Consider the following 17258-nt stretch of genomic DNA (forward strand, 5'->3'; position numbering starts at 1 on the left):
TTTGTTCAATTACTTCTTATCAGTCTTCTGATCGTCTTTCTTTGTTTCTTTTACAAATTCAGCTTCATAATTGAACTTGTTAAATCCTGCTTGCAAGTTCTTTACATTCGTTTTTTCAGCATCATACGTGATAGTCACCATTTTAGTTTTTACTTCGGTCGCAATATCCTTCAATCCCTTTTCAAAACGCATATTGTCCTTTACTTTCTTTTCGCATTTCTCACAATGCATCTGGGACACTTTGAATACGACTACACGAATATCTTTTGCCAATACAGCTGCTACACTCAAAAGAGCCACCACGCAAGTGGCCATCCATCTTTTTGTTTTCATTTTTCCTATCAGTTTAAAATTAGTATTCTTTATTTTCTATGCGATCGTTTCGCAACTCACTATTCCTAGTTTTTACTCACTATTCCTAGCTAAATTAAAACGTATTCCGATATATCCTTTTGCCCCGTGTACCGGTCCCCATATCATAGTGGAATCAAAGTTGTTTCCCCAAGGATTTGCCGCATCGATAATCGGATTCTTTTGTTTGAAATTGGTCAGGTTCTCTCCTCCTACATAGATAGACCAGCGGCGGAAGTAACGTGTCACCTGTAAGCTCAACTGCTCAAAACTACCATAACGACGTTCCCAGGACAACTGTCCATCTCCCAATTCATAAGGAGTAGGCATCCTACCTCCACCATTCAGTTGCAGTGTTGCATCAAACTGCCAAATCCCCAGCGGAGTCTGGTAAGAAGCAGTGAGCAAGCCTTTGTATTTGCTGGTTAGAGGTTTCTCCATTCGCACCCCCTTGTAAGTCGTTTTTGCATCCGTGAGTCGGTAAGCTCCTGTCAAGGTGAATCCTTTGAAAAAAGGATAACTTGCTTCCACCTGGAATACATGCGAGTAAGAACGTCCATTCAAATTATAGAAAGCCACTTCATGAGGGTTGCTATCCATATCCACTATTACTTGTTTCAAGAAATCTGTGTAATAGTATTCCGCATTTACATTCAGCGTTTTGCCGAATATAGGAATATAAGTAGATACACTGGCACCGTAATTCCATGCTTCTTCCATATCCAAATTCTTAGCTATTTCTACCTTACGACTACTGGAAAGCAGATAATTGTTTTCTGCCAGCACATGATTGGTACGATACCCTTTTCCGGCAGAAAGACGGAAGTTCACATAATCATTCGGATTGTATTTAAGATGTGCACGCGGAGTCACAAAGAAACCATGTTCGTTACTGTAGTCTCCACGCAAACCCGCCATCACCATCCATTTATCATTCAGGTTCAACGTATATTGCACGTATGCACCGGGAACAGCTTCCTTTTCAAAGGCTTTGAGAGGATTATCCGTATTATTCTCCAAACGATAATGCTGGTCGTAAGCATCATAATTAAAGCTTAATCCTGCAGAAAAGCTGTTCTGCGGATTAAATTCCGTTTCAAACATCAGCGAAGCATAAACGTTGGTTTGATCCACATTATACAGTTTGCGTCCATACGTAGCATCCTGATTGTGCAAAGTGGTGGAAAGAATCAAAGCCAGATTCGTATTCTTCTCCTTATTAAATATGTAAGCGTTCTTGGTGAAGAATTCATAACGTTCTGTATCAATCCCCACTTTATATAAATCACCGGAGTGTATTGCCCCTCCATGATTGAACTGTCCGCTGGTACGTGTTTCGGAAAGAGCTTTGATACCTGCCTGAAAAACATAATGGTCGCCCATATATGCCCATCGGTTCCACACATTATACTGTTCTACTTGAGGAATATCCACAAATCCGTCATCATTGCCATCATGCGCTTTAGTCTCATTCTCATAATGTGCCAGCAAAGAAGTGCTCCATCGTTTGGAAATTTTTAATGTAGCATCTGCATTGGCTTCATACCGGTTGGTAGTACTTGCAAAAAGATTGGCAGATACCCAGTCGGCTTCCGGCAACTGCGGCTTCTTAAATTCCACGTTAATCTGTCCGGTGATGGCTTCATAACCATTCTTTACTGAAGACGTTCCTTTGGAAACTTGTATACTCTGCATCCACGGACCGGGAACATAACCTAGTCCATAAGGAGAAGCTGCCCCACGATAATTCGGAATGTTTTCCGTCAACATCTGCACATAAGTGCCGGACAGTCCCAACAATTTAATCTGCTTGGCCCCTGTTGCTGCATCAGAATAGCTCACATCTACCGAAGGATTGGTCACAAAACTTTCACCCAGATTACAACAAGCAGCTCTACTCAATTCAGCACTGCTTATCATATCTTCGTTCATCACGCTACTGCGTAATTTCATCGTCCCCAGTTTGCGAGTGACAATATTCACCTCATTCAATTCCACTCCATCACGAAGCACAATATCCAACTGCTGATTTTTACTGCTCACATGAATGGTATCATTCTGAAAACCAATAAAACTGATTATTAACATGTGGCTTTTGGAAGGTTTTACAATAGAAAAACTACCATCTTCCTTAGTTGTCACTCCTTGTCCTGTATTCATCCAGAACACATTTGCACCCGGAATAGCCTCCCCAGTACTATCTTTCACTGTTCCCCGTACTTGCGCATATAGATTACCGGCAAATAACAGGAACAGTCCTATTATCATATATTTCATTCTTTCTAAAGTTACTTTCGAGATACAAAATTAATTCATTTCTCATGCAACTTAGTTGCATTCAGTTTCGCTTTACTTCCATATTCGATAGAAAGCAAAGGAATAAATAAGAAAGAAATAGTGGCTAAATAATATAAGTGGAATATAGCGCCAGCTTCTGCCTCGAACAGAGAGGTGGCGGAGAGGTCAGACTATCATATTCTACCGGTTTATCCGCATAGGTCGGAGTCAACAGATAGCAAAAATGCTCACACAAAAGATCGACTACTAAAGCTGATGTTGTCAGTTCAGTAGTATGTTTCATCAAATCGAGCTTATAGATAGTAGCTGTACAACCCTTATCTTTACAACCTTTTTTTGAATCACAAGTATGAGTCTTTTTACACTTCGGACAGCCTGTATCACAACAGCTCTGCACCGCTTCACAACGGGCACAGCAATAACGCACAAGAGAGACTCCACCTCCTGAATAGATAATCAGGAGAGAAAGGATAAGTGCTGTTATGTAGGTTAGTCTTTTCATTTCAGAGGACAAAGATAAGAATAAAAACAGATTTTCCTATAATTTTTCGTAATTAAGATTTAATCAATCCGTTACAGACACATTCTCTTTCCTTTATTTGGCTATTTTAGAGTCATATCAGCACTATTAACTCTTTTTACTCAACAATAAAACCTATCTTTGCCCCAATAAATTCTCTGATTTTTAAGTAAACACTATGCTTACATATTTACTCATCATTATCACTCTTTATCTGGCAGGTAATGCCTACATATTTATCAGAGCAAAGCAAGCTCTGAAAGTTAAATCTCTCGGAGTAAAAATATTCCTGACCGTTTTATTCTGGATATGTGCTTTATCCTTTTTCGGCACGATGCTGGCTCGTAACCTTGAGATGCCTGTCTTTATCTCCCATTCGATGTACACCATTGGAACAAGTTGGTTGATATTTACTCTATACATGGCATTATTCCTGCTTTTGTTTGATCTCTTGAAATTATTCAAAGTTGTCTGCAAATATAGGTTCTATCTGTCTTTAGTGTTCACGTTGGGATTGCTGGGATATGGGGTATATAACTATCATCATCCGGAAACCAATGTAGTCAACATTTTAACCAATAAACAATATGAAGATACTCCCCAAGCAATTAAAATCGTCGCAATCAGCGATGTTCACTTGGGAAATGGTACAGGGAAAGCCGCATTAAAAAAATATGTGAAAATGATAAATGCGCAGCATCCCGACTTGATTCTGATTAGTGGTGACCTAATTGATAATAGCGTTGTACCTCTTTATACAGAGAATATGGCGGAAGAATTAGCTAACTTGAAAGCTCCTATGGGTATCTATATGGTTCTCGGCAATCACGAATACATTAGCGGTATCGATGAAAGTATCCGATATATTAAAAACACTCAAATACAATTATTGCGCGATTCAGTAGTTACACTTCCCAACGGCATACAACTGATAGGACGTGATGACCGCCATAACCGCATGCGTCATTCCCTGCAAGAGTTAATGGTGAATGTCGATAAAAGCAAACCTATCATTTTATTGGATCATCAACCCTTTGATTTGGAAAAAACGGAAGCTGCCGGCATCGACCTGCAATTCAGCGGGCATACACACCACGGACAAATATGGCCTATTAATTGGGTGACCGACTATATCTTCGAGCAAAGCCACGGTTATCGCCAATGGGGAAACAGTCATGTGTATGTATCTTCCGGATTGTCCCTTTGGGGACCACCCTTCAGAATAGGAACGCATAGTGAAATGGTTATTTTCAATTTTCAATGAATATTATGCAGTTTTGTCACATATGTTACAGTTTCTAAGCAATCTCTGCCCTATCTTTGCAGAAAAAAAAGATTATGGAACAATTACATGCTCATGAAGTCCTCCACATGATGGAAGGAAATAGCTACTCGGAATCATCATTGCGGGAAGCAATCATTAAGAAGTTTGGCTCACAGCAACGTTTTTATGCTTGCTCGGCAGAAAACATGGATGTAGATACCCTTATCGAATTCCTGAAAATGAAAGGGAAATTTATGCCTGCTGAAGATGGATTCACAGTAGATATCACTAAAGTTTGCAAGCATTGATTGGCGGATAATATCCGCCAATCCCATTATAGGGAATAAATAGCTGCATTTTTTTCTGTTTTTATTAGCCCGGTTCACGAATTTCATCTATATTTGTCAATAGTGAATGATAAAACAAATGTTGAATTTACAGAAAAAACGGGTATGAAAAAACAATATGTCAGTCTGCTTGCAATTATACTTTCGGTAAGCGGCTTTTTGTTTTCTTGTCATGACAAGATGAACAAAAACACAGGTGCGTTACAGTTTGATAGCATTCAAGTGAATAAGACAGCTCACCTCTTCAATGATACAGCCAAACCGGCCTGCAATATTATTATTAATTTTGCTTATCCGGTAAAATCATCGGATGATATGCTGAAAGACAGTCTGAATACTTATTTCATTTCGGCTTGTTTCGGAGATAAATATATCGGCGAAAAACCGGAAGAAGTTGTAAAGCAATATACCGAGAATTATATCAGCGAATACCGTCGCGATCTCGAACCTATGTATACCGAGGATGAGAAAGACAAGGAAGACGAATCTTCCATCGGTGCCTGGTATTCTTATTATAAAGGTATAGAAAGCCATGTGCAACTGTATGATAAAGACCTACTTGTATATCGCATCGACTATAACGAATATACCGGAGGTGCACATGGAATTTACATGGCAACTTATTTAAATATGGACCTCACCCTGATGCGTCCGCTCCGTCTCGATGATATTTTTGTCGGAGACTACAAAGATGCATTGACCGACCTGATCTGGAATCAGCTCATGGCAGATAACAAAGTGACCACTCACGAAGCATTGGAAGACATGGGATATGCTTCAACCGGTGACATCACTCCGACAGAGAATTTCTACCTAAGCAAAGAAGGAGTCACCTTCTATTATAATGTATATGATATCACTCCTTATTCTATGGGACCTGTAAAGGTAACAATCCCATTTGCTATGATGGAACATCTATTAGGCAGTAACCCGATTCTGGGAGAGCTAAAAAATTAAAAATCATAAAAAGCTGAACACCAATGAATATCCTGTTGTTATCACTTCCATGTGACAGAATAGGATATTCATCCACATCTATCATTCAAAACTTATAATTCAAAATTCAAACAGTGGAAATCATACTGAAATATTTTCCTGATCTGACGGAAGAGCAGCGCAAACAATTTGCAGCTCTATACGACCTCTACACTGACTGGAATTCAAAAATCAACGTTATCTCCCGCAAGGACATTGAGAATTTATATGAGCATCATGTGCTCCATTCATTAGGCATTGCCAAAGTCATCCAATTCCGCCCCGGAACCAGCATCATGGACTTGGGTACAGGAGGAGGTTTTCCCGGCATTCCTTTAGCAATCCTGTTTCCCGAGGTAAAATTCCACCTCGTAGACAGTATCGGCAAGAAAGTACGTGTAGCAACCGAAGTGGCAAATGCCATCGGACTGAAAAATGTGACTTTCCGCCATGCCCGTGCAGAAGAGGAGAAACGAACGTTCGACTTTGTTGTCAGCCGTGCCGTAATGCCTTTGGCGGATTTGATTAAGATTATCAAAAAGAATATCTCTTCGAAACAACAGAATGCATTGCCCAACGGACTTATCTGTCTCAAAGGCGGTGAACTGGAGCATGAAACAATGCCGTTCAAACATAAAACGGTCATTCATAGCTTGAGCGACAACTTCGAGGAAGAGTTCTTTAAAACAAAAAAAGTGGTATATGTTCCGATTTAAACAAGACTATATGTTCTGATAGATGATAAATCATAGAGAAACCATGAAAATAAAAAGATTTGAATTTAATATGTTTCCCGTAAATTGCTACGTATTATGGGATGACACTAAAGAAGCAGTCGTAATTGATCCGGGCTGTTTCTATGAAGAAGAAAAGCAAGCACTGAAAAAGTTCATTTTTACCAATGAACTGAATGTAAAGCATCTGCTGAATACTCATTTACACCTGGATCATATCTTCGGAAATCCGTTCATGCTGAAAGAATTCGGATTATCGGCAGAAGCAAACAAAGCAGACGAGTACTGGATTGACGAAGCACCGAAACAAAGCAGAATGTTTGGCTTTCAGTTGCAGGAAGAACCTGTACCATTGGGCAAATACCTGCACGACGGAGATATCATCACTTTCGGACATACCAAACTGGAAGCAATACACGTGCCCGGACATTCACCCGGCAGCTTGGTGTACTATTGCAAAGAAGACAACTGCATGTTCTCCGGTGACGTCCTGTTCCAAGGCAGCATCGGCCGTGCTGATCTCACAGGAGGCAACTTCGATGAACTGATAGAACATATTTGCAGCCGTTTATTCGTTCTTCCCAACGAAACAGTCGTTTATCCGGGACACGGCGCTCCCACGACTATCGGAATGGAGAAAGCTGAAAACCCATTTTTTAGATAATAAAAAATAAGTATTAAGTATCAAGTATTAGGTATTAACAAGGCGAACCGCCCATTAACCGCAGTAATACTTAATACTTGATACGTAATACTTAATTTAATACTTGATTATTATGAAAACCGATTTGTTAGCTAGCCGTCACATCGGCATCAATGAACAAGATACAGCCATAATGCTCCGCAAAATTGGCGTGAACTCACTGGATGAATTGATTAATCAGACAATTCCCGCCAATATACGGCTGAAAGAGCCGCTAGCATTGACTAGTCCGCTGACGGAATACGAATTTGGAAAACACATCGCTGAACTGGCAGCTAAAAACAAACTATATACCACGTATATCGGTTTGGGATGGTACAACACGATCACTCCGGCTGTTATCCAGCGGAATGTATTCGAAAATCCGGTATGGTATACTTCTTACACTCCGTACCAGACAGAGATATCGCAAGGACGTCTGGAAGCATTGATGAATTTCCAGACAGCCGTATGTGACCTTACTGCCATGCCACTTGCCAACTGCTCGCTTCTGGACGAAGCAACTGCCGCCGCCGAAGCCGTAAGCATGATGTATGCCTTACGCTCCCGCGCACAACAGAAAGCCAATGCGAACGTAGTCTTCGTAGACGAGAATATTTTTCCACAGACATTAGCTGTTATGACCACACGTGCCGTACCTCAAGGCATTGAACTACGTGTAGGCAAATATAAAGATTTTGAACCTTCGCCGGAAGTGTTTGCCTGTATTCTGCAATATCCGAACTCACATGGAAACGTAGAGGACTATTCCGAATTTACCGAAAAAGCACATGCCGCAGACTGCAAAGTAGCTGTTGCCGCTGATATTTTAAGTCTCGCCCTGCTAACTCCTCCGGGGGAATGGGGAGCAGATATTGTATTCGGAACCACACAACGCCTGGGTACTCCAATGTTCTATGGCGGTCCGTCGGCTGCTTTCTTTGCTACCAAAGACGAATACAAGCGGAATATGCCGGGACGAATCATCGGATGGTCTAAAGACAAATATGGCAAACTCTGCTACCGAATGGCTTTACAGACACGTGAACAACATATCAAACGGGAAAAAGCAACTTCAAATATCTGTACCGCACAAGCATTATTAGCTACTATGGCAGGCTTTTATGCCGTTTATCACGGTCAGGAAGGTATCACTACAATTGCATCACGTATACACAGCATTACTGTATTTCTTGAAAAGCAATTAAAGAAATGCGGATATACACAAGTCAACGCTCAATACTTTGACACCTTACGTTTCGAATTGCCCGAACACGTTTCGGCACAGCAAATCCGTACGATAGCACTTACCAAAGAAGTTAATCTGCGCTATTATGAAAATGGTAATGTTGGTTTCAGCATTGACGAAACAACAGATGTGGCAGCTGCCAATGTGTTGCTCTCGATTTTTGCCATTGCCGCCGGAAAAGATTACCAGAAAGTAGACGACATTCCGGAAAGAAACAACATCGACAAGGATTTAAAACGTACAACTCCTTTCCTGACACACGAAGTATTCAGCAAGTATCACACGGAAACAGAGATGATGCGTTACATCAAACGTCTGGACCGCAAAGATATTTCTCTTGCACAATCCATGATTTCCCTCGGTTCATGTACAATGAAGCTGAATGCAGCCGCAGAAATGTTGCCGTTAAGCCGTCCCGAGTTTATGGGTATGCACCCGCTGGTTCCGGAAGACCAGGCAGAAGGTTATCGTGAATTAATCAAGAACCTAAGTGAAGATTTGAAAGTTATCACCGGATTTGCAGGAGTTAGTCTACAACCCAATTCGGGTGCCGCGGGAGAATATGCAGGTCTTCGTGTGATTCGTGCCTATCTCGAAAGTATCGGTCAGGGACACCGGAACAAAGTCTTGATTCCGGCTTCGGCTCACGGAACCAATCCTGCGTCTGCTATACAGGCAGGTTTCGTAACTGTCACCTGTGCATGCGACGAACAGGGGAATGTAGAAATGGCTGACCTACGTGCAAAAGCTGAAGAGAATAAAGATGAATTGGCTGCACTGATGATTACCTATCCTTCTACACATGGTATCTTCGAGACCGAGATAAAAGAGATTTGCGACATCATTCACGCCTGTGGTGCACAAGTATATATGGACGGAGCCAATATGAATGCACAGGTAGGATTAACCAATCCGGGATTCATCGGTGCGGATGTCTGTCACTTGAATCTTCATAAAACATTCGCTTCCCCTCATGGTGGCGGAGGTCCGGGAGTCGGTCCTATCTGCGTAGCCGAACATCTGGTTCCTTTCCTTCCCGGACACGGAATCTTCGGCAATTCACAAAATCAAGTATCGGCAGCTCCATTCGGCAGTGCAGGTATTCTGCCTATCACATACGGATATATCCGTATGATGGGTGCAGAAGGACTGACACAGGCAACTAAAATTGCGATCCTGAACGCTAATTATCTGGCTACTTGTCTGAAAGATACGTATGGAGTTGTTTATCGGGGAGCCAACGGTTTCGTAGGACACGAAATGATTCTGGAATGCCGGAAAGTACATGAAGAAGCAGGCATCTCGGAGAATGATATTGCTAAACGCCTGATGGATTACGGTTATCATGCTCCTACTCTCTCCTTCCCCGTCCACGGTACGTTGATGATTGAACCAACAGAAAGTGAAAGTCTGGCAGAACTAGACAATTTCGTAGATGTCATGCTGAATATCTGGAAAGAAATTCAAGAAGTGAAGAATGGCGAAGCGGATAAAGATAATAATGTATTGATTAATGCTCCTCATCCGGAATATGAAATTGTAAGTGATCGTTGGGAACACTCATATACACGCGAGAAAGCAGCTTATCCTATAGAAAGTGTACGTGACAATAAATTCTGGATAAATGTAGCTCGCGTAGATAACACCTTGGGAGACCGTAAACTACTCCCCACCCGTTATGGTACTTTCGAGTAAAAAGGGGCCTATCCAAAGAGATTTACAGAGCACTGTCTCTTAAAGAATCACCTCACAAAAATAATTCCGGGACTCACATACGTTAAGTCCCGGAATTATTTTTATCAGAAAAGAAGCTGTATTCTATCTAACGATAGTTATTGTATTAGCCTTTACCTTTTTCTCTTTTATTGGAATCTTCGAATCAGGATAACCCAAAGCTACACAACCGTAGACTTTATGATTGGCAGGAACACCTAAAGCAGTAATAAATTCACGAACCTCCGGATCATCACATGTTGTCCCCAACTGATTGATCCAACAAGAGCCGATACCTAAAGACTGGGCAGCCAGGAACATATTTTCTATGGCACAGGCACAATCCATACCAGCCCACCATTGAGTAGGTTCATTAGATACAATCACTAAAGTCGGAGCATGATAATAGCAACAATAAGTCTTGCTATGTCCACGTTCCTGCAAACGAGAATCGTCGCTTTTTGCAAAAGCCCCTTTAATCCGTTCATTCAGTTCTGTCAACTTATCCATATTTTGAATAGCTGTAAAATGCCATGTTTCCAGATGCATTCCACTTGGTGCATAAGTTGCAGCTTCCAAAATAGCCTGCAAATCCTCTTCTGAAACTTGCTGGCCAGTATAAGCCCGTACGCTACGGCGTGCTTTAATGTTCTCTAAAACTTCATTTGTTTTCATAGATAACAAGTATTTTATATAAGTATGTCATCATTATTAGTTTGACTGCAATCAATACATTGTACTTTTCTACCGTTTGACCAGCCCAATCTTTGCATTCAGTTTGAAATAATAGATTCCATTCTCTCTCTCCAGAAACCCGTATTTATCTTTCTCTAAAGATCCTTTTTCTAAACGGGTATTTAGAAACAAGAAATCCTCCATTATTTGCTTTTCCGATTTATGATAACAAAGCACTTCTCCACTTCCATCCACCAATAGAATACCTTCCACAGCCGAATCCAATCCATTATAAATCTTTGCAGGACGCATTCCCAATGCTAATGCCATCAAGAACTGTTTCATCTTGAATTCATAGAACTTATGCTTATTGATGAGTTCATCTTTAATCTTCAACGGATTCATTTGTTTGATAACTTCCGTCAACTCACTAATACGGGAGATACCATCCAAATGCATGATACGAACCATTTCTGTCAATACACGTGGAAAATGCAGATCAATCATCAAAAGATTACTGCGGAACACACGGTCGGCTACATCAGCGTATTTAAGTACGCCACCCAAACGTTCGATCATCATCATCCGTTCGGCAACTTCATTCGGAGATTCAGGCAAAGCATTGATTTTATTCACTGTTGGAGTGGCAAATTTGACTCCACTCTGTTCCAGTTTAAGATTCGCTGCACGCCCTCCGTCCAACAACGGATTCATTACGCCCAACCGTGAACGGACATTGAAACCTCTTAACGGAGCTTTCGGATGCCAGAACGCAACGGAAAAATCTGTGCGATCTTCTGTTTTTGCTTCCAAATCGAAAATGGCAGCTTCGTCTAAAAACTCTTCTACTCCTTCCGGAGAAGCAACATCATTTTCCGAAGAAGATTTCACAGCCTGCAATATCAGATCAGCTACAATACCAAAATCTTCACGAGGCATGGACTTACTCCCATTCTCTCCTTCTATACGAATCGCATCTTCCTCAATATAATACTGACGTGTTCCATCATGTTCTTCCCGTTGAATCATTGCAACAGGCCAAAATGTATCTCCCGCCTTTGCTTCTGCTGTGCCTAACACTACTTTTCCATCTGCTAAGAGACGAAAGAAAGAATAGAGTTCGCACCATTCTTTTTTGGTTGCTTCAAATGCCATATATTTTTGTTCTTCTTTATTTTACTACAAATGTTTTATCTTAATTCTACTACTGATATTACAGACGACACAACCGGAGGAACTATATGAGTCACCTCCTCCAATGGAGGGAGCTTGCCTACTTGTGCAAACAGGGAGTTTCGTACCCATTCTCTGGGAGTAACTATGATAAATCGTCCCGTCCAACAACCATCAAAATAAGAAGGGTTACCCGACTGTTTCTTAATAGGATAACAGATATTTTCTCCTTTAGTCCGCATCTCCGGCGAACGTCCGGGATCATTCACCCACACATGTTTATCATCAATACCACGAAGCACCATCCAGTGCCCTCTCGGACCGGGACGCAAACCACGAACTGCACCTGTATATCTCACATTCACAAGCACAGGAATGCCACGATCAATATAATCTTTCAATATCCGGTAATCTTTCTGCTGGAAATGTTCGGCACTTATCATGTTTTCATAATAACGTGTCAACGAATCAATCTCAAAAGAATAATATCCTCCCTGCCCTATTGAAGTACGGCGACGGAAAGGAGCACGTTTTTTCAGAAAGTAGTTCCGCTGATATTCAATCAGTTTCTTTTCTGCATCCTGGGCTGTACGTTGTGTATCAGCCGTCATTCCCTTAAAATAATCAAAGACCATTAACGAAGAAGCCAGAGAGCAATGCGAGTAAGGGCATCCTGCGATTTTCTGCGAATACCACGGAACAGGAATATTATTAGGAGCCAGTTTTTGAGTTTCCTGTATTTGTGCTTGCGCCTGAACACTCATCCATACAAAGGAACTTAAAAACAGACTAAAAATTATGTGACATTTATTTATCATGCAATCCACTCTCTATCTCTATTACTACTTCTAATACTTTACCTACAAAATATTCTCATCATCAAGAATCCGCGCTGTCTCCACCTTCTCCAAACGTGCACGCAACTTAGGCATCATCGAACGACGAATCCGCAATGTCATGCTACAATCCATATCATACGACTGATTCAGAATCTCCGGTTCCTCTTCTTTCACAATGCGCATGACATCATTCATAAAAGGATATTCAAACATTACCGTCACATCCTCATCTACCGTCTTTTCTATAATAGTAGCAGCAGCAATAGCTTCGGCAGCAGCGGCCTTGTAAGCAACAATCAATCCACTTGTCCCCAACTTGATTCCTCCAAAATAACGAACTACTATAATCAGTATATCCGTCAGTTCATTCGAGTTTATCTGTCCGAGAATGGGTTTACCCGCTGTTCCGGAAGGTTCTCCGTTATCATTGGCACGGAAATCCTTTCGTGCAGCTCCCAACATATAAGCATAGCATACATGCCGGGCATCATAATACTTTTTCTGATACGTTTCAAGATGCATTTTTATCTCATCGAGAGTACGCACAGGAAGGGCTATAGCAATGAACTTGCTTCGTTTTTCCGTATAAATACCTTCGGAAGGCTCAATGATGGTTTTATAAGTATCTTCAGCAGTCATGTTGCAAAGATACGTCTTTAATGAGAAAAGTCAATCTATCATTTGGAAATATTAATGTTCCACTTATCGATGATAGGCAGTTGGGGGAATTAAAAATAGTGACGCTATCCAATAAAAATAGTGACGCTATACCACAACGATACCGTCACTATCCCGGGCATATCCCGTCACTATTTTTTCTACATCAATCAAGCGTCACATCTATTGATATAATTCCCGTCAACAATGATTTTCGCATAACAGATATTTCTTAATCTAACTTATGAATCACCAGCCCTGAACGGAGTTTCGGTTCAAACCAAGTAGTCTTCGGCGGCATAATATTGCCTGTATCTGCAATATCCATCAACTGTTTCATAGATACAGGATAGAGAGCCAAAGCCACTTTCATTTCACCACTATCCACACGTTTCTTGAGCTCTCCCAATCCACGGATACCACCTACAAAATCAATACGTTTATCAGAACGCAGATCCTTTATACCTAAAATTTCATCCAAAATCAGGTTGGAAGAGATTGTAACATCAAGCACCCCAATAGGGTCGTTATCATTATACGTACCGGCCTTAGCGGTCAAGCTATACCATTTACCACCCAAATAGAGTGAAAAATTATGCAAGCCGGACGGTTTATAGATGTCCGCACCTTTTTCTTCCACTACAAAGTTTTTATCAAGTGCAGCCAAGAATTGTTCGGGAGTCAAACCATTAAGATCTTTCACTACACGGTTGTAGTCAATGATAGTCAACTGATTTGCCGGGAAGCAAACAGCCATAAAGTAATTATATTCTTCATCACCACGATGATTTGGGTTTAATCTTGCTTTCTCTGCTCCCACCAATGCAGCAGCGGCAGAACGGTGATGCCCGTCAGCAATATAAAGAGCTGGCATTTTAGCAAATTCGGCAGTAATGGTAGCAATATCTGCATCCTGGTCGACAATCCAGAAAGTATGTCCAAAGCCATCACCCGGAGCGATAAAGTCATAAACCGGCTTGTTTGCTGTATATTTCTTTATAATAACATCCAGCTTCTCATTATCAGGATAAGCAAAGAAAACAGGCTCAATGTTCGCGTTGTTCACACGTACATGTTTCATACGATCCTCTTCCTTGTCACGACGGGTAAGCTCATGCTTTTTGATAATACCATTCATATAATCGGGAACATAAGCACCGACTACCAATCCGTATTGCGTTTTCCCGTTCATCGTCTGGGCGTAAATATAATAGTTTTCCTTCTTATCCTGCACCAACCAGCCTTTGTCCTGAAACAGTTGGAAATTCTCGGCAGCTTTAGCATACACCTGTTCGTCATGTTCATCCGTACCAACAGGGAAATCTATTTCCGGTTTAATAATATGATAAAGAGACTTTTCGTTACCTTCCGCTTCTGCGCGGGCTTCTTCAGAGTTCAGTACATCATAAGGACGTGAAGCGACCTGTTCTACGAGGTTTTGCGGAGGACGAATGCCCTTGAAAGGTTTGATTATTGCCATGATATTAGTATTTTATATGTAAAAAATTAAAGCCACAGACTTCTTGAAAATCTGTGGCTCAAATATACTACTTATTTCTAAAAAAGACATTCTGCAACGGATTGTTTTTATTCAGATACTACCCTAGTTATCCTGAAAAATCCGGCAGACTTATTCAGAATCTTACTTGTTTACTCTAAATTTCTCGCAACCATCTTTCAGGAAGCCAACAATTTGTTGAGCGGCAGCAATACCGGCATTGATATTTGCTTCAGCAGTTTGAGCACCCATCTTCTTAGGAGTTGAGAAATAACGTCCGGCAAACTTTTCTGCAAACTCTGCGTTAGCAGCAGGCATAATATCTGTGATATATTTGAAGTCTGCACGCTCTTCCATCAGTTTGATTAGTTCTGCTTCGTTAATCACTTCCTTACGGGCAGTGTTTACCAACATAGCACCTTTCGGCATATCTTTCAACAGCGCATAATTGATAGAGTTCTTTGTTTCGGCAGTTGCCGGAATATGAAGAGATACCACCTGGCAAGTCTTGTACAATTCTTCTGCAGAATCAAGTGCTTTCACACCATCTTTTTCGATTACTTCTTTCGGGCAGAATGCATCATAAGCATACACTTCCATTCCGAAACCTTTGGCAACACGAGCTACATTGCGGCCTACGTTTCCATAAGCATGAATACCCAGCTTCTTACCCATCAATTCTGTACCGGAAGTTCCGTTATAGAAGTTACGGACAGCATATACCATCATACCCAAAGCAAGTTCGGCAACAGCATTAGAATTCTGTCCCGGAGTGTTCATCACACATACATTGTGAGCAGTGGCAGCAGCCAGGTCCACATTGTCATATCCTGCACCGGCACGAACTACGATTTTCAATTCTTTAGCAGCATCAAGCACCTCTGCATCAACAATATCACTACGGATAATGATGGCATTAGCATCTTTCACCGCATCCAGCAACTGGGCTTTATCTGTATATTTCTCAAGTAAAGCAAGCTCAAATCCGGCTGCTTCTATTTCTTTACGGATACCGTCTACTGCAACTTTAGCAAACGGTTTTTCAGTAGCAACAAGTACTTTCATAATCTAATTCTGTTTATAAAGACTCACCACAGATTACCCAGATTCTCACAGAATTAAAAAATCTGCGTCCGTCTGTGTAATCTGTGGTGAAAATATTATTAATGAAGTTTTTCAAATTCCTGCATGCAGTCGATCAAAGCTTGTACGCTTTCTTTCGGCAGAGCATTGTAGCAAGATGCACGGAAACCACCTACAGAACGGTGTCCCTTGATGCCTACCATGCCTCTTTCAGTAGCAAACTTCAAGAAGTCAGCTTCAAAGTCTTTGTATTCAGGAGCCATCACGAAACAGATATTCATGCGTGAACGGTCTTCTTTGGCAGCAGTACCAACAAACATTTTGTTACGGTCGATTTCAGCATACAACATATCAGCCTTTTCGATGGCACGACGTTCCATTTCTTTCACACCACCCTGTGCTTTGATCCAGCGCAGGTTCAGCAATGCAGCATAAATAGGCACTACCGGAGGAGTATTGAACATAGAACCGTTATCAATGTGTGTCTGATAGTTCAGCATTGACGGGATGTAACGAGAAACCTTACCTACAGCATCATTCTTAACGATAACAAATGTAACACCCGCAGGAGCCAGATTCTTTTGTGCACCACCATAGATACAGATATATTTAGAAACGTCGATCGGACGTGAGAAAATATCAGAAGACATATCGGCAATCATCGGGACCGGAGAATCGAGGTCTTTCTTCAATTCTGTACCGTAAATTGTGTTGTTAGTCGTGATGTGAAAATAATCTGCGTCTGTCGGGATTGTGTAATCTTTTGGGATATAAGTATATGTAGCTTCAGCAGAGGAAGCAACTTCTACAACTTCGCCAAACCCTTTAGCTTCTTTCATTGCTTTCTTAGCCCATACACCAGTATTCAGGTAAGCAGCTTTTTTTTCCAGGAAGTTATAAGGAACCATGCAGAACTCCATACTAGCACCTCCACCCAGGAACAGTACCGAATAGCCTTCGGGGATATTGAGTAATTCCTTGAATAATGCCTCTGCTTCGTCAACCACAGGTTGGAAGTCTTTGGCGCGGTGGCTGATTTCCATCAAAGAGAGACCAGAGCCGTTGAAATCTAAAATAGCCTTCGCTGTATCCTCTATCACCTCACGCGGAAGAATGGAAGGTCCTGCATTGAAATTATGCTTTTTCATTTGAAGTTTGTTTTTGGTTTAACAATTTCGTTACTTTTGTCTTTTGACCTTG

The 17258-nt window shown here is 41.3% G+C and carries 16 protein-coding genes; 6 read left to right on the forward strand and 10 right to left on the reverse strand.

Going from position 1 to position 17258, the window contains the following annotated elements:
• Positions 1-9: 9 nt before the first annotated feature.
• The 3 genes from DXB58_RS16155 to DXB58_RS16165 form a co-directional block, all read right to left on the reverse strand.
• Positions 10-333 carry a heavy-metal-associated domain-containing protein gene (locus DXB58_RS16155; protein ID WP_117933150.1) on the reverse strand — a complete coding sequence of 108 codons (324 nt, stop codon included), beginning with the start codon at positions 331-333 and terminating at the stop codon, positions 10-12.
• 72 nt (positions 334-405) lie between these two features.
• On the reverse strand, positions 406-2628 hold the full coding sequence (locus DXB58_RS16160) for a TonB-dependent receptor (RefSeq protein ID WP_122137524.1): 2223 nt from the start codon (positions 2626-2628) through the stop codon (positions 406-408).
• A 124-nt stretch (positions 2629-2752) separates the two neighbouring features.
• On the reverse strand, positions 2753-3151 hold the full coding sequence (locus DXB58_RS16165) for a hypothetical protein (RefSeq protein ID WP_122137561.1): 399 nt from the start codon (positions 3149-3151) through the stop codon (positions 2753-2755).
• Positions 3152-3347: 196 nt separating this feature from the next.
• Here DXB58_RS16165 and DXB58_RS16170 point away from each other — a divergent pair, with 196 nt between their 5' ends.
• The 6 genes from DXB58_RS16170 to gcvP all read left to right on the forward strand — a co-directional run bounded on the left by DXB58_RS16170 (position 3348) and on the right by gcvP (position 10115).
• Positions 3348-4433, forward strand: a complete 1086-nt coding sequence (locus DXB58_RS16170; protein ID WP_122137525.1) for a metallophosphoesterase — start codon at positions 3348-3350, stop codon at positions 4431-4433.
• 74 nt (positions 4434-4507) lie between these two features.
• Positions 4508-4741 carry a YecH family metal-binding protein gene (locus DXB58_RS16175; RefSeq protein WP_004306297.1) on the forward strand — a complete coding sequence of 78 codons (234 nt, stop codon included), beginning with the start codon at positions 4508-4510 and terminating at the stop codon, positions 4739-4741.
• A gap of 144 nt (positions 4742-4885) precedes the next feature.
• Entirely contained in the window at positions 4886-5737 is an 852-nt protein-coding gene (locus tag DXB58_RS16180) for a DUF3298 and DUF4163 domain-containing protein (RefSeq protein WP_074557205.1), read from the forward strand.
• A gap of 113 nt (positions 5738-5850) precedes the next feature.
• Positions 5851-6471: a 16S rRNA (guanine(527)-N(7))-methyltransferase RsmG gene (gene rsmG / locus DXB58_RS16185; protein WP_004300406.1), complete on the forward strand. Its 621-nt coding sequence runs from the start codon at positions 5851-5853 to the stop codon at positions 6469-6471.
• Positions 6472-6514: 43 nt separating this feature from the next.
• Positions 6515-7153, forward strand: a complete 639-nt coding sequence (locus tag DXB58_RS16190) for an MBL fold metallo-hydrolase (protein ID WP_122137526.1) — start codon at positions 6515-6517, stop codon at positions 7151-7153.
• Positions 7154-7265: 112 nt separating this feature from the next.
• Positions 7266-10115, forward strand: coding sequence for an aminomethyl-transferring glycine dehydrogenase (gcvP, locus tag DXB58_RS16195; protein WP_122137527.1), 2850 nt, complete (start codon positions 7266-7268; stop codon positions 10113-10115).
• Positions 10116-10238: 123 nt separating this feature from the next.
• Here the strand turns inward: gcvP and DXB58_RS16200 are convergent, their stop codons facing one another.
• The 7 genes from DXB58_RS16200 to serC form a co-directional block, all read right to left on the reverse strand.
• Positions 10239-10808: a nitroreductase gene (locus DXB58_RS16200; RefSeq protein WP_122137528.1), complete on the reverse strand. Its 570-nt coding sequence runs from the start codon at positions 10806-10808 to the stop codon at positions 10239-10241.
• 69 nt (positions 10809-10877) lie between these two features.
• Positions 10878-11963 (reverse strand): HpaII family restriction endonuclease, encoded by a 1086-nt coding sequence (locus tag DXB58_RS16205; protein ID WP_122137529.1) that lies wholly within the window; start codon positions 11961-11963, stop codon positions 10878-10880.
• 35 nt (positions 11964-11998) lie between these two features.
• A complete protein-coding gene (locus tag DXB58_RS16210; protein ID WP_122137530.1) occupies positions 11999-12745 on the reverse strand; it encodes a C39 family peptidase in 747 nt (248 codons plus the stop codon).
• Positions 12746-12841: 96 nt separating this feature from the next.
• Positions 12842-13459 carry a YigZ family protein gene (locus DXB58_RS16215; RefSeq protein ID WP_004300400.1) on the reverse strand — a complete coding sequence of 206 codons (618 nt, stop codon included), beginning with the start codon at positions 13457-13459 and terminating at the stop codon, positions 12842-12844.
• Positions 13460-13709: 250 nt separating this feature from the next.
• Positions 13710-14957, reverse strand: a complete 1248-nt coding sequence (locus tag DXB58_RS16220) for a DUF1015 domain-containing protein (protein ID WP_122137531.1) — start codon at positions 14955-14957, stop codon at positions 13710-13712.
• 162 nt (positions 14958-15119) lie between these two features.
• Positions 15120-16040, reverse strand: a complete 921-nt coding sequence (locus tag DXB58_RS16225; protein ID WP_008999406.1) for an NAD(P)-dependent oxidoreductase — start codon at positions 16038-16040, stop codon at positions 15120-15122.
• A 98-nt stretch (positions 16041-16138) separates the two neighbouring features.
• The gene (gene serC, locus DXB58_RS16230; protein WP_122137532.1) at positions 16139-17206 is read right to left on the reverse strand and encodes a 3-phosphoserine/phosphohydroxythreonine transaminase; all 1068 of its coding nucleotides are present in this window, start codon (positions 17204-17206) and stop codon (positions 16139-16141) included.
• Positions 17207-17258 lie beyond the last annotated feature (52 nt).

Origin of the sequence: Bacteroides sp. OM05-10AA (assembly GCF_003439055.1) — a bacterium.
Classification (GTDB): domain Bacteria; phylum Bacteroidota; class Bacteroidia; order Bacteroidales; family Bacteroidaceae; genus Bacteroides; species Bacteroides intestinigallinarum.

Coding starts and splice junctions, on each gene's coding strand:
- DXB58_RS16155 (WP_117933150.1), bottom strand. CDS start 333: ATGAAAACAAAAAGATGGATGGCCACTTGCGTGGTGGCTCTTTTGAGT.
- DXB58_RS16180 (WP_074557205.1), top strand. CDS start 4,886: ATGAAAAAACAATATGTCAGTCTGCTTGCAATTATACTTTCGGTAAGC.
- DXB58_RS16215 (WP_004300400.1), bottom strand. CDS start 13,459: ATGACTGCTGAAGATACTTATAAAACCATCATTGAGCCTTCCGAAGGT.
- gcvP (WP_122137527.1), top strand. CDS start 7,266: ATGAAAACCGATTTGTTAGCTAGCCGTCACATCGGCATCAATGAACAA.
- DXB58_RS16170 (WP_122137525.1), top strand. CDS start 3,348: ATGCTTACATATTTACTCATCATTATCACTCTTTATCTGGCAGGTAAT.
- DXB58_RS16175 (WP_004306297.1), top strand. CDS start 4,508: ATGGAACAATTACATGCTCATGAAGTCCTCCACATGATGGAAGGAAAT.
- DXB58_RS16205 (WP_122137529.1), bottom strand. CDS start 11,963: ATGGCATTTGAAGCAACCAAAAAAGAATGGTGCGAACTCTATTCTTTC.
- DXB58_RS16200 (WP_122137528.1), bottom strand. CDS start 10,808: ATGAAAACAAATGAAGTTTTAGAGAACATTAAAGCACGCCGTAGCGTA.
- DXB58_RS16165 (WP_122137561.1), bottom strand. CDS start 3,151: ATGAAAAGACTAACCTACATAACAGCACTTATCCTTTCTCTCCTGATT.
- serC (WP_122137532.1), bottom strand. CDS start 17,206: ATGAAAAAGCATAATTTCAATGCAGGACCTTCCATTCTTCCGCGTGAG.
- DXB58_RS16190 (WP_122137526.1), top strand. CDS start 6,515: ATGAAAATAAAAAGATTTGAATTTAATATGTTTCCCGTAAATTGCTAC.
- DXB58_RS16225 (WP_008999406.1), bottom strand. CDS start 16,040: ATGAAAGTACTTGTTGCTACTGAAAAACCGTTTGCTAAAGTTGCAGTA.
- DXB58_RS16210 (WP_122137530.1), bottom strand. CDS start 12,745: ATGAGTGTTCAGGCGCAAGCACAAATACAGGAAACTCAAAAACTGGCT.
- DXB58_RS16160 (WP_122137524.1), bottom strand. CDS start 2,628: ATGAAATATATGATAATAGGACTGTTCCTGTTATTTGCCGGTAATCTA.
- DXB58_RS16220 (WP_122137531.1), bottom strand. CDS start 14,957: ATGGCAATAATCAAACCTTTCAAGGGCATTCGTCCTCCGCAAAACCTC.